Source organism: Rhizobium sp. BR 317 (assembly GCF_047445835.1).
Classification (GTDB): Bacteria; Pseudomonadota; Alphaproteobacteria; order Rhizobiales; family Rhizobiaceae; genus Rhizobium; species Rhizobium paranaense.
Map to the genome: position 1 here is coordinate 484,928 of NZ_JARWLB010000001.1, position 20,501 is coordinate 505,428.

General features: G+C 60.1%; 25 protein-coding genes. 8 read left to right on the top strand and 17 right to left on the bottom strand.

The annotated features are described in order from the left end of the window. Positions 1-4 precede the first annotated feature (4 nt). The 4 genes from dapA (at position 5) to QD357_RS02410 (ending at position 2,016) form a co-directional block, all read left to right on the top strand. Positions 5-940 (top strand): 4-hydroxy-tetrahydrodipicolinate synthase, encoded by a 936-nt coding sequence (gene dapA, locus QD357_RS02395; protein WP_107107828.1) that lies wholly within the window; start codon positions 5-7, stop codon positions 938-940. Positions 941-1,082: 142 nt separating this feature from the next. Continuing rightward, positions 1,083-1,277: a hypothetical protein gene (locus tag QD357_RS02400; RefSeq protein ID WP_107108127.1), complete on the top strand. Its 195-nt coding sequence runs from the start codon at positions 1,083-1,085 to the stop codon at positions 1,275-1,277. Between the two features lie 31 nt (positions 1,278-1,308). Further along, positions 1,309-1,578, top strand: coding sequence for a hypothetical protein (locus tag QD357_RS02405; protein ID WP_107107827.1), 270 nt, complete (start codon positions 1,309-1,311; stop codon positions 1,576-1,578). A gap of 108 nt (positions 1,579-1,686) precedes the next feature. Continuing rightward, a complete protein-coding gene (locus QD357_RS02410) occupies positions 1,687-2,016 on the top strand; it encodes a DUF1883 domain-containing protein (RefSeq protein WP_107107826.1) in 330 nt (109 codons plus the stop codon). Positions 2,017-2,024: 8 nt separating this feature from the next. Here QD357_RS02410 and QD357_RS02415 read toward each other — a convergent pair whose 3' ends face one another. Further along, the gene (locus QD357_RS02415) at positions 2,025-3,341 is read right to left on the bottom strand and encodes a replication-associated recombination protein A (protein ID WP_107107825.1); all 1,317 of its coding nucleotides are present in this window, start codon (positions 3,339-3,341) and stop codon (positions 2,025-2,027) included. Continuing rightward, positions 3,338-4,741, bottom strand: a complete 1,404-nt coding sequence (locus QD357_RS02420) for a DegQ family serine endoprotease (RefSeq protein WP_107107824.1) — start codon at positions 4,739-4,741, stop codon at positions 3,338-3,340. The genes QD357_RS02415 and QD357_RS02420 overlap by 4 nt, the downstream gene beginning before the upstream one ends. 175 nt (positions 4,742-4,916) lie before the next feature. Here QD357_RS02420 and QD357_RS02425 point away from each other — a divergent pair, with 175 nt between their 5' ends. Then, complete coding sequence (locus tag QD357_RS02425; protein WP_107108126.1) at positions 4,917-5,264, top strand: lysozyme inhibitor LprI family protein; 348 nt, start codon at positions 4,917-4,919, stop codon at positions 5,262-5,264. A gap of 210 nt (positions 5,265-5,474) precedes the next feature. Here QD357_RS02425 and ilvD read toward each other — a convergent pair whose 3' ends face one another. Further along, positions 5,475-7,313, bottom strand: a complete 1,839-nt coding sequence (gene ilvD / locus QD357_RS02430; protein WP_107107823.1) for a dihydroxy-acid dehydratase — start codon at positions 7,311-7,313, stop codon at positions 5,475-5,477. A 344-nt stretch (positions 7,314-7,657) separates the two neighbouring features. Here ilvD and msrP point away from each other — a divergent pair, with 344 nt between their 5' ends. Continuing rightward, complete coding sequence (gene msrP / locus QD357_RS02435) at positions 7,658-8,605, top strand: protein-methionine-sulfoxide reductase catalytic subunit MsrP (protein WP_107107822.1); 948 nt, start codon at positions 7,658-7,660, stop codon at positions 8,603-8,605. Then, positions 8,605-9,258 (top strand): protein-methionine-sulfoxide reductase heme-binding subunit MsrQ, encoded by a 654-nt coding sequence (gene msrQ, locus QD357_RS02440; protein ID WP_414124010.1) that lies wholly within the window; start codon positions 8,605-8,607, stop codon positions 9,256-9,258. Before msrP ends, msrQ begins: the two co-directional genes overlap by 1 nt. A gap of 39 nt (positions 9,259-9,297) precedes the next feature. On the opposite strand, the gene QD357_RS02445 is transcribed toward msrQ, so the two are convergent. The 5 genes from QD357_RS02445 to QD357_RS02465 form a co-directional block, all read right to left on the bottom strand. Further along, a complete protein-coding gene (locus QD357_RS02445) occupies positions 9,298-10,179 on the bottom strand; it encodes an efflux RND transporter periplasmic adaptor subunit (RefSeq protein ID WP_414124011.1) in 882 nt (293 codons plus the stop codon). Further along, the gene (locus tag QD357_RS02450; protein ID WP_107107820.1) at positions 10,176-10,385 is read right to left on the bottom strand and encodes a DUF1656 domain-containing protein; all 210 of its coding nucleotides are present in this window, start codon (positions 10,383-10,385) and stop codon (positions 10,176-10,178) included. The genes QD357_RS02445 and QD357_RS02450 overlap by 4 nt, the downstream gene beginning before the upstream one ends. Positions 10,386-10,389: 4 nt before the next feature. Then, the gene (locus QD357_RS02455; RefSeq protein WP_107107819.1) at positions 10,390-12,459 is read right to left on the bottom strand and encodes an FUSC family protein; all 2,070 of its coding nucleotides are present in this window, start codon (positions 12,457-12,459) and stop codon (positions 10,390-10,392) included. Next, positions 12,456-12,932 (bottom strand): MarR family winged helix-turn-helix transcriptional regulator, encoded by a 477-nt coding sequence (locus tag QD357_RS02460; protein ID WP_183937665.1) that lies wholly within the window; start codon positions 12,930-12,932, stop codon positions 12,456-12,458. Before QD357_RS02460 ends, QD357_RS02455 begins: the two co-directional genes overlap by 4 nt. Positions 12,933-13,135: 203 nt before the next feature. After that, the gene (locus tag QD357_RS02465; RefSeq protein ID WP_245407448.1) at positions 13,136-13,708 is read right to left on the bottom strand and encodes a TetR/AcrR family transcriptional regulator; all 573 of its coding nucleotides are present in this window, start codon (positions 13,706-13,708) and stop codon (positions 13,136-13,138) included. Between the two features lie 71 nt (positions 13,709-13,779). Between QD357_RS02465 and QD357_RS02470 the strand changes: the two genes are divergently transcribed. Further along, positions 13,780-14,298: a DinB family protein gene (locus tag QD357_RS02470; protein WP_107107817.1), complete on the top strand. Its 519-nt coding sequence runs from the start codon at positions 13,780-13,782 to the stop codon at positions 14,296-14,298. Positions 14,299-14,311: 13 nt separating this feature from the next. On the opposite strand, the gene QD357_RS02475 is transcribed toward QD357_RS02470, so the two are convergent. The 9 genes from QD357_RS02475 to rpmD all read right to left on the bottom strand — a co-directional run bounded on the left by QD357_RS02475 (position 14,312) and on the right by rpmD (position 20,501). Beyond that, complete coding sequence (locus QD357_RS02475) at positions 14,312-14,722, bottom strand: DUF2809 domain-containing protein (protein ID WP_181316038.1); 411 nt, start codon at positions 14,720-14,722, stop codon at positions 14,312-14,314. A gap of 175 nt (positions 14,723-14,897) precedes the next feature. Continuing rightward, positions 14,898-15,320 (bottom strand): 50S ribosomal protein L17, encoded by a 423-nt coding sequence (gene rplQ / locus QD357_RS02480; RefSeq protein ID WP_107107815.1) that lies wholly within the window; start codon positions 15,318-15,320, stop codon positions 14,898-14,900. Between the two features lie 45 nt (positions 15,321-15,365). Then, entirely contained in the window at positions 15,366-16,376 is a 1,011-nt protein-coding gene (locus QD357_RS02485) for a DNA-directed RNA polymerase subunit alpha (protein ID WP_028753958.1), read from the bottom strand. A gap of 103 nt (positions 16,377-16,479) precedes the next feature. Continuing rightward, on the bottom strand, positions 16,480-16,869 hold the full coding sequence (gene rpsK / locus QD357_RS02490) for a 30S ribosomal protein S11 (RefSeq protein WP_004118426.1): 390 nt from the start codon (positions 16,867-16,869) through the stop codon (positions 16,480-16,482). Between the two features lie 133 nt (positions 16,870-17,002). Then, on the bottom strand, positions 17,003-17,371 hold the full coding sequence (gene rpsM, locus QD357_RS02495; RefSeq protein ID WP_004118424.1) for a 30S ribosomal protein S13: 369 nt from the start codon (positions 17,369-17,371) through the stop codon (positions 17,003-17,005). 218 nt (positions 17,372-17,589) lie between these two features. Further along, on the bottom strand, positions 17,590-18,240 hold the full coding sequence (locus QD357_RS02500; protein WP_107107814.1) for an adenylate kinase: 651 nt from the start codon (positions 18,238-18,240) through the stop codon (positions 17,590-17,592). After that, positions 18,237-19,577, bottom strand: a complete 1,341-nt coding sequence (secY, locus tag QD357_RS02505) for a preprotein translocase subunit SecY (RefSeq protein ID WP_107107813.1) — start codon at positions 19,575-19,577, stop codon at positions 18,237-18,239. Before secY ends, QD357_RS02500 begins: the two co-directional genes overlap by 4 nt. 224 nt (positions 19,578-19,801) lie before the next feature. Continuing rightward, the gene (rplO, locus tag QD357_RS02510) at positions 19,802-20,272 is read right to left on the bottom strand and encodes a 50S ribosomal protein L15 (protein ID WP_107107812.1); all 471 of its coding nucleotides are present in this window, start codon (positions 20,270-20,272) and stop codon (positions 19,802-19,804) included. A gap of 16 nt (positions 20,273-20,288) precedes the next feature. Beyond that, complete coding sequence (gene rpmD, locus QD357_RS02515; protein WP_007690786.1) at positions 20,289-20,501, bottom strand: 50S ribosomal protein L30; 213 nt, start codon at positions 20,499-20,501, stop codon at positions 20,289-20,291.

Sequence of the window (20,501 nt, forward strand, 5' to 3'; positions counted from 1 at the left end):
GATCATGATGAAACCGGCCTTGCGTGTGGGCGGTGCGATCACCTCGCTCGTCACGCCGTTTCGGGACGATACGATCGATACCGTCGGTCTGATGGCGCATGTGGAATGGCAATTGCTGAGCGGCATCGACGGCTTGCTCGCCTGCTCCTTGACCGGCGAAGGACCTGTGCTCACTGCGGCTGAGCGAGTGCGGATCATCGAGATCTGCGCCGAATTGGCGGAGGGCCGGGTCCCCGTTATCGTCGCTACCGGCACCAATAACACGGCAACGACGATCGAGGAGACACGGCAGGCCCAGGCACTCGGCGCCGATGCGGCCTTCGTTACGCTTCCCTATTATTCCAAGCCGAGCCAGAAAGGTCTTGTCCATCATTTCGAGCGGCTGGCCGCCAGCACCGATCTGCCGCTGATCATCCATAACCTGCCCGCCCATACCGCCATCGACCTGACGCCCGCGACGGTCGCGCGGCTGGCGGAAATCCCGACCATCATCGGCATCGCCGATGGCAGCGGCGATATCGGCCGCATCAGCACCTGGCGTCCTCTGCTGCCGGAAAGGATCGGGCTCTATTCGACCCATGATGCAACCGCGCTCGCCTTCACCATGGCTGGCGGACGGGGTTCGTTTTCAAGTGCGGCCAACATCGCACCGCGGCTTTTCCGCTCCATGCAGCTATCGGCGGCGTGCGACCATATGGCGACGGCGCTGCTGATCGACGATCGGCTGCGGCCGCTGCTCAAGGCGCTTGCGCGTGAACCCGAACCGGCAACGGTGAAGCATGCCTTGTCTCCGATAAGGGACATCAGCCCGGATGTACGCCTGCCGCTAACCGGCGTCGAAGCCGAGACGGATGCGGCGATCAGGACGGCGATGGCTTCGCTTCAACTCGCCTACCAAAGCGACGCATCCTCGCCGAGGACTTTCCGAACAGGATTATGAAAGCAACCTATCCCTATGAGATTTTTATATTTTAGCGTTTTCTGCCAAATGGAAAACATATCGGATCACTCATAGATTTATTTGCATGGCGCTTGCGTCGCCCAAAATCGACCGCAGCGCCGGTGACACTTGGAAAGGAACTATGATGTCACGTTACATGCAATATGGCGCTGCTGATCCGCTCCAACGCCCTCGCCCCACCGCTCTCGTGGGGACCAAGCGGCCGACCCCGTTTCATACACTGCTAAACGGACTTCGCGCCATAGCGCCACGCCTGGCGCTCGTCTTCCTCGGCGCCGGCATCATCCAGGCGCTGATGCACTGGGCTGGCAACTGAGTGTAGCGAAGCGATTTACGAGGGAAAACACATGGCAGATGCACAGCATATTCAGCGCCGCTCGGCTCACATTGCCGTCTCGCCGGCACCCGCCCGCTTCACGGTCGGCCGCGACCGCCGTGGCGCCTGGATCGTCTGGGATCGGCAGGGTCTTGTCGGCGGCCTGTTCGCCACCGAGAAGGCGGCGCTGCATTTTGCAGCGGAAGAGTGCAACTATAATCCGGCCGATATATGCCGCGCCCCAGAGGGCTCGGTGCTCGAACTCGACGGCTTCGCGATGCCGTCTCCAAATCTGCATTAGATGTAGCAATTCGAAACAGCTTCGATCGCCTCACGGCACCCGACCCAACTCTTCCTTAACCGGCACTTGCGTAAAATAGCGGCCGGGTGTCACCAGAGTAAAAGAGCAATGTCGAAGCCTGCCTTCCGTTACAGCCACTATGATCTCAACGAGCAGCGCGCCGGCACCGTGATCGAGATCACACTGTCGGCCATCGCCAATGTCCGGTTGATGAACAGCTCGAATTTCGAGCGCTTTACGGAAACTCTGAAGCACCAGTTCCTCGGCGGCGTCGCCAAGAAATCGCCGATCCGGCTGTCCATTCCGGAGACCGGCCATTGGCATCTGGTCGTGGATATGGAAGGCCACAACGGCATGGCGGAATCGAGCGTCAAGATGATCGACAAGGCTCCCGCACCGCGCATGCAAAAGGCAGCGGAAGTCGTCACCGCTAGGTGACGTCCAACCTATGGTTCGCCGCGCTCCTTGCGCAGCTTCGCCCACCAGTCCAGCCGTTTGCGGATTTCGCGCTCGAAACCACGCTCCGGCGGATCGTAGAAGGTCTGGCGGCCCATCTTTTCCGGAAAATAATTCTGGCCCGAAAACGCGTCGGGCTCGTCGTGATCATAACGGTAACCGTCGCCATATCCTTCCGTGCGCATCAGCTTCGTCGGCGCATTGAGGATATGCTTGGGCGGCAGCAGCGAGCCGTTCTGTTTGGCGGCCTGCGTGGCAGCCTTGAAGGCAGTATAGACGGCGTTCGACTTTGGAGCGGTAGCGAGATAGACACAGGCCTCGGCCAAGGCCAATTCACCTTCCGGTGACCCCAGATAATCATAAGCATCCTTGGCGGCGTTACAGATGACCAGCGCCTGCGGATCGGCAAGGCCGATATCCTCCACCGCCATGCGCACCAGCCGCCTTCCGAGATAAAGCGGGTCTTCGCCGGCATCGAACATGCGGGCGAGATAGTAGAGCGCCGCGTCAGGGTCGGAGCCGCGCACCGACTTATGCAGAGCCGAAATCAGATTGTAATGGCCGTCCTGAGCCTTGTCGTAGACCGGCGCCCGGCGCTGCACGATCTTGACCAGCGCATCAGGATCGAAAAGCTCGTCCTTGCGCGCGGCGCGCCAGGCTTCTTCGGCCAGAGTCAGCACTGAGCGGCCATCGCCATCGGCCATGCGGATCAGGCTGGCGCGGGCATCCTCGGTCAACGGCAACGGCCGGCCTTCAGCCGCCTCGGCGCGGCGCAGCAATTCCTCCAGGCTTTCCTCGTCATGCGAGCGAAACGTCAGGACACGCGCACGGGATAGGAGAGCGGCGTTGAGCTCGAAAGACGGGTTTTCAGTGGTGGCGCCGACCAGAATGACGGTGCCATCCTCCATGACCGGCAGGAAGCTATCCTGCTGGGCGCGGTTGAAGCGATGGATCTCGTCGACGAAAAGCAGCGTCTGGCGGCCATCCATGCGGCGCAGACGCGCGGCTTCGAACACCTTCTTCAGATCTGCGACGCCGGAGAAGATTGCCGAGATCTGCTCGAAGGCCAAGCCCGCCTCGCCCGACAGCAACCGTGCCACCGTCGTCTTGCCGGTGCCTGGCGGCCCCCAGAAGATCATGGAGCCGAGCGAGCCGGAGTCGATCATTCGCCGCAGCGCGCCATCCTCACCGGCCAGATGTGGCTGGCCGGTGACATCGCTCAAGGTTTGCGGCCGCAGACGATCGGCGAGAGGCCGCCTCTTGGCGACCTCCTCCGGTATCCGCGGTGCAAACAGATCGTCACTCATCGGAAGAACTGCCGGATGCGTTGACCGTCGCGCTCGATTTCGACGCGCCAGAAGCTTGGATTGCCCGTAACGGCCTGCTGCAGCACGTCCGTCGAGGTGATCGCGACGCCGTTGACGGAAACGACGATATCCTTCGGCGCAAAGCCAAGGCGCTCTGCCTGCGAATCCGCCTTCAGGTTCTCGACGACGACGCCGTTCGCATCTGGAGGCAGATGCAGTTCATCGGCGACGCGCGGCGAGAGGTTGGCAACGGTCGCACCTGAGAAGGGATTGTTGCCCTGGATCAGTTTCTCATCCCGCGGCGTGGATTCCGGCGCGGCGGCGAGCGTCATGCTGTCGTGCATTTCTTTGCCGTTGTCCAGAACGGTCAAATCAACGGTAGCACCGAGGCCAGCCGTCGTCAGACGATAACCAAGCGCGTCCGGATGCTCGACCGGGATATTGTTGATGGCCGTGACGACCTCGCCAGCCTTCAGACCAGCCTTCGCCGCCGGCCCGCCATCGATCACCTTGGTCACCAGCGCACCGCGCACCTTGTCAAGGCCCAGCGCCTCGGCAACATCAGATGTCACCGGTTCAAAGGAAGCGCCGATATAGGGGCGATCGAAGGTCTTGTCGCCGCGATCGGCCGCCGCGAGAAACACCTTGACCAGATTGGCGGGGATGGCGAAGCCAATGCCGTTCGAGCCGCCGCCCTGGGAAAAGATGGCCGTGTTGAGGCCGATCAGTTCGCCCGACATATTCGCCAAAGCACCGCCGGAATTGCCGGGATTGATCGAGGCATCGGTCTGGATGAAGAAGCCGACCTGGTTCTTCACCTGGTTGCGGGCCAGCGCCGATACGATGCCGCTCGTCACCGTCTGGCCAACGCCGAAGGGATTGCCGATCGCCAGCACGAGATCGCCAACTTCGACGGCATCAGAATTGCCAAGCGGCAGGATGGGGAAGCTCTGGTTCTTGGATTTGATCTTCAGAACGGCGAGATCGACCCGATCATCCTTCAGCACGACATCGCAGGGAAATTCGCGGCCGTCGGAGAGTGCGATCTTGATATCGTCGGCACCGTCGATGACATGGTTGTTGGTGATGACCGTGCCGTTGGCTTCGACAATGACGCCGGAGCCGAGCGAAGACTGCTTCTCGGTGCGATTCGGCATGCGCTGGCCGAAGAACTGTTCGAAGAAGGGATCGCCGGCAAAGGGCGACTGCCGTTGTACCATCCGCTCGGCATAGACATTGACCACGGCGCCGGCCGTCTGTTTGACCAGCGGCGCAAACGAAAGCTGCATTTGCATCTGGCTCTGCGGCACGGACTTTGCTGTCTGTGCCTCGGCGGAAAGCGGCATCGTCATGATGAGGGCGATCATCGAAACGGCGGTGCGCTTCAGCAGGACCTGCATGGAATTTTCCTTCTTTAATGCTCTTGAAACAACGTTGTAGCGTCCGACGCTAGAAAGGAAAGAGGGCGGAAGCATGAAGTATAATTGGTCGTTCACACACGGGAAGAACAGGTGTGATGAACAAAAACGCGTGATCGCGCATTTCGTTTCGGAAACCGGCAGATGGAGCAAAATCATGCGATCAACCAGCCTTGCAGCAGTCTTTCTCGTTACCCTCCTGACGACGGCCAACACATCGGAGGCTGCGAGCTTCAATTGCGATTCGCAGACCCTTCAGCCGGACGAGAAGATGATCTGCGACAACAGAGCGCTCAACGATGCCGACGTGAAAATGGTGACGACCTTCGACCTGCTCTCCGGCCTGCTCGCCATGGGCTCACGCGGGACGCTGCAAGACGAACAGACGGCCTGGCTGAAGAAGCGACAGGCCTGTGGCGCCGATGCCGCTTGCATCAAAGAGGCTTATGACGAACGGCTGAAAGCGTTGGATGAGACGTATAAGCGGATCAATCGGCCGTTGTGAGCAGGCCTCTTGCACGATCGTCCCCTCGCCCCGTGTAAACGGGGAGAGGGCTAGGGTGAGGGGCTACCGCGGGTCCGGCAAACTCTGCCGTCGCGGTTGATTTCCAGAAGGCCCCTCATCCGACCTGGTACAATTTCGCTGTGCTCAATTGTGCCAGCCCACGTTCTCCCCGCCCCTTCGACAAGCTCAGGACGGGGCGAAGGAATTTAGTCATTTACCACCCAAATCGCGGACCGCACCCCGGTCAGCACTCGTCGCAAAGGCCGCATAAGCCTTCAGCGCCGTCGTGACGTTGCGCTTGCGCTGTTCTGCCGGATGCCAACCGCTGGCGTTCTGAGCTTCGCGGCGGACGGCGAGTTCTTTTTCGTCAACGCGCAGGCTGATGGTGCGATTCGGGATGTCGATGTCGATCATGTCGCCTTCACGCACCAGGCCGATCGTGCCGCCATTGGCCGCTTCGGGCGAAACGTGGCCGATCGAGAGGCCCGAGGTGCCGCCGGAGAAACGGCCGTCGGTGATCAGCGCGCAGGCCTTGCCGAGGCCCTTCGACTTCAGATAGCTCGTCGGATAGAGCATTTCCTGCATGCCCGGGCCGCCCTTCGGGCCTTCATAGCGGATGACGACGACGTCGCCGGCCTTGATCTCGTTGCTGAGGATAGCCTTGACGGATGCGTCCTGGCTTTCGAAGACCCTGGCTGGGCCGGAGAATTTCAGGATCGATTCATCGACGCCGGCCGTCTTCACGATGCAGCCGTCCAACGCCAGATTGCCCTTGAGAACAGCGAGACCGCCATCCTTGGAGAAGGGATGCTCGACGGAGCGGATGACGCCGTTCTGGCGGTCGGTGTCGAGTTCTTCCCAACGGGCGTTCTGGCTGAAAGCGACCTGGGTCGGAATGCCGCCGGGAGCCGCACGGAAGAATTCGCGCACCGTCTCGCTGTTGGTGCGGGTAATGTCCCAGCGGTCGATGGCATCGCCAAGGGTTTCGGCATGAACGGTCGGGCAATCGCGGTTGATCAGGCCGCCCTTGTCGAGCTCGCCGAGGATCGACATGATGCCGCCGGCGCGATGCACGTCTTCCATATGCACATCGCTCTTGGCCGGCGCGACCTTCGACAGGCACGGCACGCGGCGCGAAAGGGCGTCGATATCAGCCATGGTGAAATCGACTTCGCCTTCATGGGCGGCAGCGAGAATATGCAGAACCGTGTTGGTGGAGCCGCCCATGGCAATATCGAGCGCCATGGCGTTCTCGAAAGCCTGCTTTGAAGCAACGGTGCGCGGCAGGACGGAGCCATCCTCCTGCTCGTAATAGCGGCGGGCGAGATCGACGATCAGATGGCCGGCTTCGACGAAGAGGCGCTTGCGGTCCGCATGGGTGGCGAGCGTAGAGCCATTGCCCGGCAGCGACAGGCCGAGAGCTTCGGTCAAGCAGTTCATCGAATTGGCCGTGAACATGCCCGAGCAGGAGCCGCAGGTCGGACAGGCCGAGCGTTCGATGACCTGAACGTCCTCGTCGCTGATCTTGTCGTCGGCAGCGGCAACCATGGCGTCGACCAGATCGAGTGCATGCTTCTTGCCGTGCAGGACAACCTTACCGGCCTCCATCGGGCCGCCGGATACGAAGACCGTCGGGATGTTCAGGCGCAGCGAGGCCATCAGCATGCCGGGGGTGATCTTGTCGCAGTTGGAGATGCAGACCATGGCGTCTGCGCAATGGGCATTGACCATGTATTCAACGCTGTCGGCGATCAGCTCGCGCGAGGGCAGCGAATAGAGCATGCCGTCATGGCCCATGGCGATACCGTCATCGACGGCGATGGTGTTGAATTCCTTGGCGACGCCGCCGGCGGCTTCGATTTCGCGCGCTACGAGCTGGCCGAGATCCTTGAGGTGAACGTGGCCCGGCACGAACTGGGTGAAGGAGTTGACCACTGCGATGATGGGCTTGCCGAAATCGCTATCCTTCATACCCGTCGCGCGCCAAAGGCCGCGCGCGCCCGCCATGTTGCGGCCATGGGTCGTGGTTCTGGAACGATAAGCTGGCATGGTGTCTTCCTCGTCGTCTTGGAAATTGTGAGGCGCCGGCCGGCCAAGGCTTTGCGCCGAAGGGAGCGCCGACAATCCTGCTTTTTGGAATTGTCCTAATCCAATCGCACCGGACTGTCACTATCAACTAGACCGAATCCGGTACGCCGCAAGGGCAAAGCAAGTCTCGGGCTCAGTCATCGGCCAAATGACATGGACACCGCAGAAGACGATTTATTCCCTCACGGAAGCACACAAAAAGTTGGTTTCCGTTGAAAAGAAATAACGTCGTAAGACGGTAACAAATCGTGCTTCTCCTCCGTAGAGGCCGTATCATCTCTACGATCGTAGAAAGGAATATTGTAATGCCTTCCTATCGCCCGCCGAAGATCGCTTCTTCCGAGATCACGCCGCGCTCGGTCTATCTGAGGCGCCGGGAATTCCTGACGGCTGCGGCCGGCGCCGGCCTCGCGATTGCTAGCGGGAAAAGCGCTTTTGCCGATACGTTGAACGCGACGAAGAGCAACTATACGGTCGACGAGAAACTGACGCCGCTCAAGGACGTCACCACTTACAACAATTTCTATGAATTCGGTCTCGACAAGGCCGATCCGGCGAAGCTTTCGGGCAATTTCAAGCCGCGGCCCTGGACCGTCAAGGTCGATGGCATGGTCGGCAAACCCGGCACATTCGACATCGATGCGCTGATCAAGGACTTTCCGCCGGAAGAGCGCGTCTATCGCATGCGCTGCGTCGAGGCATGGTCGATGGTCATTCCCTGGGACGGCTTTCCGCTCTCTGCCCTGCTCGACAAGGTCGAGCCGCTTGGCAGCGCCAAATTCGTCGCCTTCGAAACGGTCGTACGGCCGGAGGAGATGCCCGGGCAGTCAGGCGTTTTCCAGTCGCTGAACTGGCCCTATGTCGAAGGCCTGCGGCTCGATGAAGCGCGCAATCCGCTGACACTTTTGGCCGTCGGTCTCTATGGCGAGATGTTGCCGAATGCGAACGGCGCGCCGATCCGCCTTGTCGTGCCTTGGAAATATGGCTTCAAGGGCATCAAGTCGATTGTCCGCATCACGCTCACCGACAAGCAGCCAGTGAACACCTGGCAAGCGACCAACAGCCAGGAATACGGCTTCTATGCCAACGTCAATCCCGCGGTCGATCACCCGCGCTGGAGCCAGGCGACCGAGCGCCGCATCGGCGAAGGCGGCTTCTTCGGCGCCAATCGTCACCCCACCCTACCCTTCAACGGCTATGCCGATCAGGTCGCAAGTCTTTATGCCGGCATGGACCTGCGGGCGAATTTCTGATGACTCTTTCCCTCGCCCTGCCCAAACGCTGGCAGCCTGCTTCCGTCTGGACGCTTTACGTCGTCGGCCTGATACCGGCCGCATGGGAATTCTATCTCGGCACCACGGACCAGCTCGGCGCCGATGCGGTGAAGACCTTCGAGCTATTCCTCGGGCTCTGGGCGATCCGCTTCCTGCTCTTGACGCTCGCCGTCACCCCGGCGCGCGATCTCTTTGGCTGGAACTACCTGCGCTACCGCCGGGCGCTTGGCCTGCTCTGCTTCTACTACGCGCTGATGCATCTGGCAGTCTATATGATCCTCGACCAGGCGCTGGACGTGCAGGCCCTCATCGGCGATGTGCTGAAGCGGCCCTTCATCATGTTCGGCATGGCGGGGCTTGTGATGCTGCTCGCGCTGGCCGTGACCTCCAACAATTTTTCGATCAAACGTCTCGGCAAGAAATGGATCTGGCTGCATCGGCTGGTCTACATCATCGCCGCCTGCGGCGCGCTGCATTTCGCGCTGTCGACCAAGGTGCTGTCGCTGGAGCAATTCATCTATATCGGCCTGCTGATGGCCATGATCCTTTATCGATCGTACCGTCCGATCATGATGGAGAAACGCAGGGCGGTGCGGAAACCGGCTGCGGTTTCCCGCTCCAAAGCCGCTTAGGATCGGAACTGAAGCCCGTCGTTCTCGGGCTTCAGTTCGTCATTGGAGAGCGACTTTGCTTTGCTGCTGCGAAACCTCCACGGTCGCGGTCAGGCCGGCGATCAGCTTGGTGTCGTCAGGCACCTTGTCGAGAGCAATACGCACGGGAACACGCTGCGCCAGACGAACCCAACTGAAGGTTGGCGTGATATTGGCGAGCAAGCTGCCCGAGGTGCGCTCGCGGTCCTCTATGCCGGTGGCGATGCTCTCCACATGGCCCGTCAGCTTCTCCGTCTGGCCCATCAGATGGATCGATACCTCATCGCCGATCTGGATACGCGGCAGCTTGGTTTCCTCGAAATAGCCTTCCACGCGTAGGGAGTCGGCGTCGATCAGCGCAACCTTCGCCGTGCCCGCGGTGACGTAATCGCCCGGACGGAGACTAAGATTGGAAACGCTGCCGTTCACCGTCGCCTTGACCTCGGAGCGGTCGAGGTTGAGCTGGGCGAGAGCGCGATTGGCCGTGGCCTGGCCAAGAGCGGCCTGAGCCTGTTCTTCCGCGGTTTGCGCCTGCTCCTTCTGCTGGACCGAGGCGGCATCGCCGAGGCGCTGCTGTCGCGCGCTTTCGCGCTGCGCCTGATCGAGTGTCGCTTTGGCCCCTTCGAGCGCGGCGTCGGCTTGAGCCAGCGCAATGCTGAAGCGGTCGCGATCGACACGGAAGAGGACATCGCCTTTCTTGACGATCTGATTGTCCTTTACCAGGACTTCACTCACCAGGCCGGAAACATCGGGCGCAATGCCGACGACATCGGCGCGCAGCCGCGCGTCTCGCGTCCACGGCTCGTCCATATAGTGGCCCCAAAGCTGACGGCCGACAAAAACGGCTGCGGCGACGAAGACGAGGGTGACGGCGATCCGGCCGATAAGTTTGAACGCGTTCATATGAAGTACCAACGGGTGAAAGAGGAAACGGCCCCAAGAAACAGCACATAGAGGGCAAGGTCGAAGAGCCCGCGGTGCCAGACGAGGGAGTAGGCACCGAGCCGGGCCAGGACACGGCGGAAGACGATGCTCAGCCCGAGGCTCAGAAGCATCAGAACGAGGAGGCGCGGCACATAGACGCCGTAAAGATCGAATTCTGCGGGCATGGCTTTATTCTGCGGCAAGGGAAAGAGGTAAGAAGACGGATTGCTTTGATCGCCAGCTTTCTGGAGGCGGCGCCTGGGGATAAAGTGCGCGGCGCAGGCCAACCAAAGCATCGAGGCTGTCGCGGCCGCTGCCGGCATTCTCCTCGGCGATCACTCGCAGGCTTTCGTCGATCGACTGACGAAGATCGTCGGGAGCGTCGAGCGCCTGGCCGGCCTTCAGCCTTGTACGGTAGAAATGCGAAATGCCGGATAGAACGGCCCCGATAGAGGATGCGCTCGACGCGCCGAGACGCGCCCGCTCCTTCTGCAGCATCAGCACATTGAAGCCGAGGCGAACCTCTGCAAACCCGTCAACCTTCTTGAGCTCGCGATCCTCGACCGCGGCAAGACGCGGCACGAGCTGGCCCAAACGATCGAGAATACGGCCAGACAGTCGCTCGTAGTCGGCACTGCGGGCGCCGGCGGCCGTCTCCGCCAGATCCGCCCAGCCGGCATGCACCAGTCGCCGGGCTGCAATTTCGGCACCGAAGGGGCGAGCAATCAGCGTCCAGAGGAGCGCGAAACCGATGCCCGCCAAGGCGGCGATGGCTTCGTTGGTGAAGGTGGTGAAATCCGACGTATAGCGGTCCTGCAATGCGATGAAAGAGGCGCTGTTCACCGTCAGCAGCATGGCCAGCATATTGGACTGCGGCCTCGGAATGAGCAGGCCGAGCAACAGGAACGGAGGCGCGAAGGCGACGACCAGCATCTCATAGCTGTTGATGGCGGGCAGGATGGCGAAGATGTAGGTGAAGGCAATGACCAGGCTGACGGCGCACCAGATGAACATGGATGTGATGAAGGGTGCGGGGCGATCGAGCGCGGCAAAGAAGGAACAGGCGACCGCCGCCATGGTGACGAAGCCGGCGCCATTCTGCCAACCGGTGAAAATCCAGAAGAAGCAAGCGATCGCCGTTCCGACGACTACGGAGCCGGCGGAAAAGGCGAGCAGCGCATAGTCATAATGCCGGTTAGGTCCGACGACGTTGCGGTGCCGGAAAGTCGGCCGCCACACGCCGCCCTTACCGCCGGCGATGATCTGATCGCGCAGCGTCAGGCAATCCTGCCAGAGATCGACGATTTCCTTCAGCCGCGCGAGAGCACTCGACAGAACGAGATCATTCCAGCCGAAATCGGGATCGCTTTGCTGCAAGTCCTCAATCTTTCGCGACAGAATGTCGACGGTATCGCCGGCCTTGCTGCCGCCGCCTTGCCCCAACCAATCCGCCACGTCGTTCAAGACCGCGACGAGGCTCTGAGGCAAGGGGTTCTCCCCTGCCTTCAAGGCGTGTAGACGATCGGCAAGGGAAGAGAAGAGCGGCAGCAGCATCAACAGGCGGCCGCGCAGTTCACGCGAATGACGGACGATGTCCCGGCTGCCGGCATCATAGCCGAGCTGGCTGATGATGAGATCAAGCCCCGTGACATCGGCCGCGAGTTTCTGCCGTTTCAGCGGTGTCGCGGGTGACGCGCCCTCCCCGCGCAGAATTTCATCCGCCCAACTGCCGGCGTCATCGAGCCATGTCGTGATGCGTTGACCGAGAACGGTGCTGACGCTGGTCGGAAAAACGGTGGCGCTGACAATGCTGGCGCAAACGATGCCGATGATGATCTCTTCCGAGCGGGCGAGTGCGACGTCGAAGATCGTTTGAGGCGAGCCGACGGTCGGCAAGGCGATCAATGGCAGCGAATAGCCAGCGAGCATGAAAACGTAGCTGCGCGACGTCCGGTCGAGCATCGAAATGAACAGCAGCGTCCCAGTCCATAGCGCGACGACAATGGAAAGAAGTTCGGGAGCATCGACGAAGAGCGGAACGAAGAAGACCGCGGCGGAGGCTCCCAGGAGAGTTCCGAGCGCGCGATAAAGCGCTTTCGAACTCGTTGCCCCTGCGAGCGGATTGGCTACGACATAAACGGCCGCCATGGCCCAATAGGGCCGCGGGAGATCCAGCGACAGCGCGATGAACAGCGCAAGCATGGATGCGAGAAAGGCCTTGGCCGAAAACAGCCAGTCGCGCCAGGACGGAAGGTTCATGACACGGCTTCGCGCTGCGGATTGGATTCGGAAGGCTTCGGCTCCTCGAAATCATCGAAGGCCTGCAACACACGGATCGCGGCTTCGAGATCGGCCTTGTCGACATTGGCAAGGATCCTGCCGCGCAATTCGTCAAGCGTCTCTTCCATGCGGGCGGCGAGCATCTCGCCCTTGGCCGTCAGCCATAGGCCCTTTGCCCGGCGATCCGTCGGATCGTCCTTGCGCAGGACAAGCCCCAGAGCTTCAAGCTGGTCGAGCAACCTCACCAGCGACGGCCCTTCGATGCCGACATAATTGGCAAGGGCCACCTGCCGCACACCGCCGCCAAGACGGCCGATCCATATGAGCGGCGCGGCGGCAGCCTCCGAGATGCCATGGGAGCTAAGCGCAAGATCGACGGCCCGGCGCCATTGGCGGCCGGTCGAAAGGAGATTGGCAGTGAATATGCGTTGCAGGGCGCCAAAAGATTTCATAGCAATCTATTAGCATTAAATTAGTTAGTATTCAAATTATTTTAGCCCTAAGCTCTATCGAAAATGTGAAATGCAGCTATGCGCTCGGGGGTGGGAGGCGCGACAAGCCGACTGAGGCCGCAAAGCCGAGCTCGCTGCTCACATCATCTCTTGTCTATCGACGCTGCCAAGATAGGAGCAGATCATTCTCACCAGTTCCTGCTTCAGCTCTGGCGAATCCACGGTGCCCTTTCGAGCCCCGTTATGGATGACGCCTTCCACCACGCCGGAGATGAGTTGAGCGAGAATGTCGTTCGAAGGACCAGCGTTGCCGCTCCGATTCGCAGCCACAAAACGCCTGTAATGATTTTGATAGTCTGCCAAAAACGCATCATGGCAGATCTCGAACCTTCAAGCCCAGGCACCTCGTCCAGAAGCACCCTGTGAAGCTCCGGGTTCACACTGTGAGCATCGATCATCCCTTGTACAAGGGCCTCGACACTCCGTTGCAGCGGCAAGTCGGATGCAGTCGCCTGACGCAGGACGGTTAGGACTTCGTCGAAATGGCGGCGTCTTATGGCTTCGACCAGAGAGAGCTTGTCTGGAAAATACTGATAGAGCGAACCGATACTTATGCCAGCTACGGCCGCGACGGTATTCGTCGTGAAGCAGGCCCATCCGTGGTCGCCCAAAATGCGAGCACCGGCCTCGATGATCGCGTCCACCGTTGCCCGCGAACGCGCCTGGCTCGGCTCTTTCCGCATCGGCGACCGCGGCTTTTTAATGCGAGTAGACATGCGCTCCCCGCTTCGTAAAAATGTGAACACTCTACTCGCATTTTTCCGGCCGCCGAAAGGGCAATATCATCATGAGCGAATTGTCATTGCTGCAGACTCTTTTCAACTATCAGGCCTGGGCGAATAAGGAACTGCTCGACAGCATCGGCCACCTCGATCCGACACAGCATGGCAAGGAGCGCCATCTCTCGATACGCCTGATGAATCATTCGCTGGTCGTCGCCCGGATATTTGCGGCGCATCTGACCGGGCAGGAGCATGGCTACGCAGACGACAACACACCCGAGACGCCTTCCCTTCTGGATCTTCATGCGGCGCTGACCGCCTCGGATCAATGGTACCTGAAATACCTCGAAACCATCAGCCCCGAGCTTCTATCCGAAGCTTTGCCATTTGTCTTCACGGACGGAGACAGAGGCTGCATGACGCGCCAGGAAATGCTCCTCCACGTCGTCACGCATGGAGGCTATCACAGGGGCGAGATTGGCCGCCTCCTGACACAACTCTCCATCACGCCGCCCTGGGACACGCTTGCGGTTCATCTTCACCGCAGCGAACCCTCGCGCCGGCTGACTGCCGCCGCCGAATGAGGCGTGCCGGCATTCAGACAGAAGGTTTGGGCCCCGACAGCGCACGATCAAGGACCAGCGCCATCGCGATACCGGTGGCGTAGGCCAAGATATTCCAAGGGGAAAACACCCGGCCCAGCAACAGAGCCCCGGCGGTGGTCAATCGAAATGCATCCAGCGCCGGCGTATGCCAAAGCCTGAAAAGTTCGACGAACACAGCGACAATCGCCGCCGCCGAAGCGACCCTGAAACGCCTTGTCGAAACGAAGATCGTCGCGAGGAGCCAATAGACCATCGCTCCCCACAATAGTGAGCCGCCATATTTGACGGCCACAAAGGGCAGATGCATCGCATAGCCATATCGGCGCAGCGCCAGACCGCCGACTATGGTCAGCAGCAGCGCCGAGAATAGGAACACTCTTCTGCGTGTCATTTTTCGCTGCATGTCCAGCGGCGCTCCTCACAGGTAAATGCGCGTAGGCCAGTGTGCGACTCAGCAATGCAGCGTCGCTATTCCATAGCGATCAGTCGGATGAAAGTCCGCCCCGGCGGATCGTAAACGCAAAGAGGCCGGATGATCGATCATCCGGCCTCTTAATCTTGTATTCGAAGCGAGCCGATTAAGCGGCTGCGGCTTCTTCTTCGGCAGCAACGCGAGCCTTGTCGGCTGCGCCCTTGGCGAGGGTGTCGCGATCGACGAACTCAACAACAGCGAGAGCGGCATTGTCGCCCTGGCGGAAGCCGGCCTTCATGATGCGCAGGTAGCCGCCGTTGCGGGTGGCGTAGCGCGAAGCGATCGTGTCGAACAGCTTCGAAACGACGGCTGCGTCGCGGATCTGCGAGATGGCCTGACGACGAGCGTGCAGGTCGCCGCGCTTGCCGAGGGTGACCAGCTTCTCGACGATCGGACGAATTTCCTTCGCCTTCGGGAGCGTGGTGACGATCTGCTCATGGGTGATGAGCGAAGCCGCCATGTTGGCGAACATCGCCTTGCGGTGGCTAGCGGTTCTATTCAGCTTGCGGCCGGCTTTACCGTGGCGCATGGCTATTCTCCTTCACTTGCAGACATTCGCCCGCAGTTTGATTGGTTAGTATTGGTCTTCGTAACGCTTGGCGAGATCTTCGATGTTCTCGGGCGGCCATGCCGGCACTTCCATGCCGAGGTGCAGGCCCATGGAAGCGAGAACTTCCTTGATTTCGTTCAGCGACTTGCGACCAAAATTCGGCGTGCGGAGCATTTCTGCTTCGGTCTTCTGAATGAGGTCGCCGATATAGACGATGTTGTCGTTCTTCAGGCAGTTTGCCGAGCGAACAGACAGTTCCAGTTCGTCCACCTTCTTGAGGAGCGCCGGGTTGAAAGCAAGTTCGGTAACTGCTTCTTCTTCGGCTTCCTTCTGCGGCTCGTCGAAGTTGACGAAGACGCCAAGCTGATCCTGGAGGATGCGAGCCGCGAAAGCGACGGCATCTTCGCCGGTGATCGAGCCATCGGTTTCGATCGACATGCTCAGCTTGTCGTAGTCGAGAACCTGTCCTTCGCGGGTGTTTTCAACCTTGTAGGACACCTTCTTGACCGGCGAATAGAGGCTGTCGACCGGGATAAGGCCGATCGGAGCATCTTCCGCACGATTGCGCTCGGCCGGGACATAGCCCTTGCCGTTGTTGACGGTGAATTCCATGCGGATTTCGGCGCCCTCGTCGAGCGTGCAGATGACATGCTCGGGGTTGAGGATTTCGATATCGCCGACCGTCTGGATGTCGCCAGCCGTTACTACGCCTGGGCCCTGCTTACGCACGACCATGCGCTTGCTGTCATCGCCGTCCATCTTGATGGCGATTTCCTTGATGTTCAGCACGATGTCCGTCACGTCTTCCCGCACACCCGGGATAGAGGAGAACTCATGCAGCACGCCGTCGATCTGCACGGCCGTCACAGCGGCGCCGCGCAGAGAGGACAGCAGAACGCGACGCAGCGCGTTGCCGAGGGTGAGACCGAAGCCACGCTCCAGCGGTTCGGCCACGAGCGTTGCCTTGGTGCGGCCGCTCGAGGAGAACTCGACCTTGTTCGGCTTGATCAGTTCCTGCCAGTTTTTCTGAATCATGTTCTTGCCTTCCGTTCGTTGCCACCATCCAATCGTGGCAACCGAGCTTGAGAAGCACCGAGCCGGACACAAACGCGCCGGCTGGTGTCGTGAGTGGCGATGATCAGACGCGGCGCTTCTTGCGCGGGCGGCAACCATTGTGCGGGATCGGGGTCACGTCGCGGATGGACGTGATCATGAAACCGGCAGCCTGGAGCGCGCGCAGAGCAGATTCACGGCCGGAGCCCGGACCGCAAACTTCAACTTCCAGCGACTTCATGCCATGTTCCTGGGCCTTCTTGGCGCAGTCTTCAGCAGCGATCTGAGCAGCGAACGGGGTCGACTTGCGCGAACCCTTGAAGCCCTTGGCACCAGCGGACGACCAGGCAATAGCGTTGCCCTGTGCGTCGGTGATGGTGATCATCGTGTTGTTGAAGGTCGAATTGACGTGCGCAACGCCCGAAGTGATATTCTTGCGCTCGCGACGGCGAACGCGGACGGCTTCCTTGGCCATGGTAGTCCTTTCTTGGATCTCTTCACCGCCGTAATGCCAGCGGCTACACCGGAGCGACGCCTATGCGGCCTCGCTCCAAACTCAAAAGAGGCCGGCGCAGACCGCCAGCCTCCCACATCCGGCTTCCCGGAAATTACTTCTTCTTACCAGCAATAGCCTTTGCCGGACCCTTGCGGGTGCGAGCATTGGTATGGGTGCGCTGACCGCGAACCGGTAGGCCGCGACGATGACGCAGGCCGCGGTAGCTGCCGAGGTCCATCAGACGCTTGATGTTCATCGCGGTTTCGCGACGAAGGTCACCTTCGACCTGATAGTCACGGTCGATGGTTTCGCGGATCTGCAGAACTTCAGCATCCGTCAACTGATTGACGCGACGCTCGGCCGGAATACCGACCTTCTCGCAGATTTCCTGTGCAAACTTCGGTCCGATCCCGTGAATGTAACGAAGCGCAATTACTACGCGCTTTGCAGTCGGGATGTTGACGCCAGCGATACGAGCCACGCCTGTTCTCCTTGCATTCCCCCCGCCTGAGCGAAGGTCTTTGTTATGCAGCCCTGGAGCTGCTTGTTCAAACTTGGGTCCGCAACACGTCAAAACGACCGTACCCGGACTTCCCTACGGAAATCCGCGCCGATCGCATGGCATGTCGCGAGTTGGCGCGGTGTTTAGCGGAATCAGCGCAAAAAAGCAACCGCTCCGGCAAGTTTATTTTAGACCACCTAGAGCTTGGACAGGATGGCCTCGATATTGGCCGTCACATGCTCGATATCGGCCATGCCGTCTACCGACTGCAGCTTGCCCTTGGCGTAGTAGTAGCCGATGAGCGGTGACGTTTCCTTGTAGTAGACCTGCAGGCGCTCGACGACCGTCTCTCTGTTATCGTCGGCGCGGCGCTTGAAATGCGTGGAACCGCAACGGTCACACACCCCCTCCACCTTCGGCTTCAGGTTTTCGTCGTGATAGCCGGCGCCGCAGTTGGCGCAGGTATAACGGCCCGAAATACGATCGGCGAGCACGGCATCATCGACCTTGATCTCGATGACGACGGAAAGGTTGATACCCTTCGCCTTCAACATCTCCTCGGTCGCATCGGCCTGAACGAGCGTGCGCGGATAGCCGTCAAGAATGAAACCCCTGGCGCAATCCGGTTGATCGATTCGCTCCGATACGATGGCGTTGACGATTTCGTCTGAAACAAGCTTGCCGGAGTCCATGACTGCCTTTGCGCGCTTGCCTACTTCAGTCCCGGCCGCCACCGCAGCTCTCAGCATATCGCCCGTGGAAAGCTGGGGAATACCGTACTTTTCCACGATACGCTGGGCCTGGGTCCCCTTACCTGCTCCCGGCGGCCCCAAAAGTATCAATCTCATCGCCCCCTCTTTCCTCCACGCAACTTCGATTTCTTGATCAGGCCTTCATATTGCTGTGCAATCAGGTGACCCTGAATCTGCGCCACCGTATCCAGCGTTACGCTAACCACGATCAGAAGCGAAGTGCCACCCAGGGACAACGGAATACCGGTCTGGGACACAAGAATTTCGGGGAGAATGCAGACGAAGACGAGATAGATCGCGCCAATCACCGTGATTCGGGTCAGCACATAATCGATATATTCGGCAGTGCGCTCACCCGGACGGATGCCCGGAATGAAGCCGCCATGCTTCTTCAGATTGTCGGCCGTATCCTTCGGATTGAAGACCAGCGCGGTGTAGAAGAAGGCGAAGAAGGCGATCAAGGCGGCGTAGAGCACCATGTAGATCGGCTGGCCATGACCAAGGGCCGCGATGATCGAGGTGACCCATGTCGGCAGGGCGGTGTTGTTGCCAAGGCCGGCGACTGTCGCCGGCAGCAGCAGCAGCGACGATGCGAAGATGGCCGGAATAACACCAGAGGTGTTGAGCTTCAGCGGCAGGTGCGAGGTGTCGCCCTGGAACATCCGCGTGCCAACCTGGCGCTTCGGATACTGGATCAACAGGCGGCGCTGAGCGCGCTCCACGAAGACGATAAGCCCGATGACCAGGACAGCCACGACCAGTACGGCCAGAATGAGGCCGGTCGACAAAGCGCCCGTGCGGCCAAGTTCCAGCGTACCGCCAACTGCGGTCGGGAGACCGGCTGCAATACCTGCGAAGATGATCAGCGAAATACCGTTGCCGATGCCGCGCGACGTAACCTGTTCACCAAGCCACATCAGGAACATCGTGCCGCCGAGCAGCGTAACGACCGTCGAAAGGCGGAAGAACCAGCCTGGGTCGAGGACCACGCCATTCCCGTGCTCTAGGCCGATCGCAATGCCGTAGGCCTGCAAGGCGCCGAGCAGCACCGTGCCGTAGCGGGTGTACTGGTTGATGATCTTGCGGCCCTGCTCGCCTTCCTTCTTCAGGTTTTCGAGCGCCGGCACGACCGAGGTCATGAGCTGCACGATGATCGAAGCGGAAATATAGGGCATGATTCCGAGGGCGAAGATCGCCATGCGCTGCACGGCGCCGCCGGAAAACATGTTGAAAAGGCCGAGGATGCCGCCGGACTGATTGTGAAAGGCTTGGGCATAGGCACCCGGATTGAGGCCCGGAATCGGGATGTGGGTACCCAGACGGTAGACGAGGAGAGCGCCGAGCGTGAACCACAGTCGCTTCTTGAGATCCTCGGCTTTGGCAAAGGTCGAAAAATTGAGATTGGATGCCAATTGTTCCGCTGCAGAAGCCATGCAAATCTCCGCATTACCAATTCCGGCATAATCGGCCGGGTCCGGAATCAGTCTTTAATTGTTCAAAAGCCGGGCTTTGGACGGATTGCACTGCAATCGGATGCCTCACCCTTGGTTCCCGTTATTTCCTGAAAAGACACTGCTGCATCGTCCAGGTTCGTGAGGCTCACATATGGGAGCAAAATCGCCCGGTGTGAAGCACCCCGGGCGATTTATTGATAAGATTATTCTGCGACAGAAGCGAGCAGCTTGACGGAACCGCCAGCCTTTTCGATCTTTTCGACCGCCGACTTGGAGGCACCAGCAACTTCCAGCGAAAGCTTCGCCTTCAGTTCGCCGTCCGAGAGAACGCGAACGCCGTCCTTGACGCGGCGAATCACGCCTGCAGCCTTCAGAGCTGCAGCATCGACGGTTGCCTTGGCATCGAGCTTGCCGGCATCGACGGCAGCCTGGATGCGAGCGAGCGACACGACAACATAATCGGCAGCGAAGATGTTGGTGAAGCCGCGCTTCGGCAGACGACGGTAGATGGGCATCTGACCGCCTTCGAAGCCGTTGATGGCAACGCCCGAACGGGACTTCTGACCCTTCACACCACGGCCGCCGGTCTTGCCGGAGCCGGAGCCGATGCCGCGGCCGAGGCGCTTGCGGCTATGGGTCGAGCCTTCGTTATCCTTGATCTCATTCAGTTTCATAGCGAATACCTCCGGCTCACTTCTCGTCGACAACGCGAACGAGATGCTGGACAGCACGGATCATGCCACGAACGGCCGGAGTATCTTCCAGCGTGCGGCGACGGTGCATCTTGTTCAGTCCGAGACCGATCAGCGTCTTCTGCTGAACATCCGGACGGCGGATCGGGCTGCCAATCTGCTCGACCGTAACGGTCGCCTTGGCTTCAGCCTTCTTGGTCGTCTTGGCCAT

Coding starts and splice junctions, on each gene's coding strand:
- QD357_RS02450 (WP_107107820.1), bottom strand. CDS start 10,385: ATGCCCGCAGAATTCGATCTTTACGGCGTCTATGTGCCGCGCCTCCTC.
- rpmD (WP_007690786.1), bottom strand. CDS start 20,501: ATGGCCAAGACGACCAAGAAGGCTGAAGCCAAGGCGACCGTTACGGTC.
- ilvD (WP_107107823.1), bottom strand. CDS start 7,313: ATGCCAGCTTATCGTTCCAGAACCACGACCCATGGCCGCAACATGGCG.
- QD357_RS02465 (WP_245407448.1), bottom strand. CDS start 13,708: ATGTCTACTCGCATTAAAAAGCCGCGGTCGCCGATGCGGAAAGAGCCG.
- QD357_RS02405 (WP_107107827.1), top strand. CDS start 1,309: ATGGCAGATGCACAGCATATTCAGCGCCGCTCGGCTCACATTGCCGTC.
- dapA (WP_107107828.1), top strand. CDS start 5: ATGATGAAACCGGCCTTGCGTGTGGGCGGTGCGATCACCTCGCTCGTC.
- msrQ (WP_414124010.1), top strand. CDS start 8,605: ATGACTCTTTCCCTCGCCCTGCCCAAACGCTGGCAGCCTGCTTCCGTC.
- QD357_RS02470 (WP_107107817.1), top strand. CDS start 13,780: ATGAGCGAATTGTCATTGCTGCAGACTCTTTTCAACTATCAGGCCTGG.
- QD357_RS02400 (WP_107108127.1), top strand. CDS start 1,083: ATGATGTCACGTTACATGCAATATGGCGCTGCTGATCCGCTCCAACGC.
- QD357_RS02410 (WP_107107826.1), top strand. CDS start 1,687: ATGTCGAAGCCTGCCTTCCGTTACAGCCACTATGATCTCAACGAGCAG.
- QD357_RS02415 (WP_107107825.1), bottom strand. CDS start 3,341: ATGAGTGACGATCTGTTTGCACCGCGGATACCGGAGGAGGTCGCCAAG.
- rplO (WP_107107812.1), bottom strand. CDS start 20,272: ATGAAACTGAATGAGATCAAGGATAACGAAGGCTCGACCCATAGCCGC.
- rpsK (WP_004118426.1), bottom strand. CDS start 16,869: ATGGCCAAGGAAGCCGTCCGCGTTCGCCGTCGCGAGCGCAAGAATATC.
- QD357_RS02425 (WP_107108126.1), top strand. CDS start 4,917: ATGCGATCAACCAGCCTTGCAGCAGTCTTTCTCGTTACCCTCCTGACG.
- QD357_RS02455 (WP_107107819.1), bottom strand. CDS start 12,459: ATGAACCTTCCGTCCTGGCGCGACTGGCTGTTTTCGGCCAAGGCCTTT.
- QD357_RS02475 (WP_181316038.1), bottom strand. CDS start 14,722: ATGCAGCGAAAAATGACACGCAGAAGAGTGTTCCTATTCTCGGCGCTG.
- QD357_RS02420 (WP_107107824.1), bottom strand. CDS start 4,741: ATGCAGGTCCTGCTGAAGCGCACCGCCGTTTCGATGATCGCCCTCATC.
- QD357_RS02500 (WP_107107814.1), bottom strand. CDS start 18,240: ATGAGATTGATACTTTTGGGGCCGCCGGGAGCAGGTAAGGGGACCCAG.
- QD357_RS02445 (WP_414124011.1), bottom strand. CDS start 10,179: ATGAACGCGTTCAAACTTATCGGCCGGATCGCCGTCACCCTCGTCTTC.
- QD357_RS02485 (WP_028753958.1), bottom strand. CDS start 16,376: ATGATTCAGAAAAACTGGCAGGAACTGATCAAGCCGAACAAGGTCGAG.
- rplQ (WP_107107815.1), bottom strand. CDS start 15,320: ATGCGCCACGGTAAAGCCGGCCGCAAGCTGAATAGAACCGCTAGCCAC.
- msrP (WP_107107822.1), top strand. CDS start 7,658: ATGCCTTCCTATCGCCCGCCGAAGATCGCTTCTTCCGAGATCACGCCG.
- QD357_RS02460 (WP_183937665.1), bottom strand. CDS start 12,932: ATGAAATCTTTTGGCGCCCTGCAACGCATATTCACTGCCAATCTCCTT.
- secY (WP_107107813.1), bottom strand. CDS start 19,577: ATGGCTTCTGCAGCGGAACAATTGGCATCCAATCTCAATTTTTCGACC.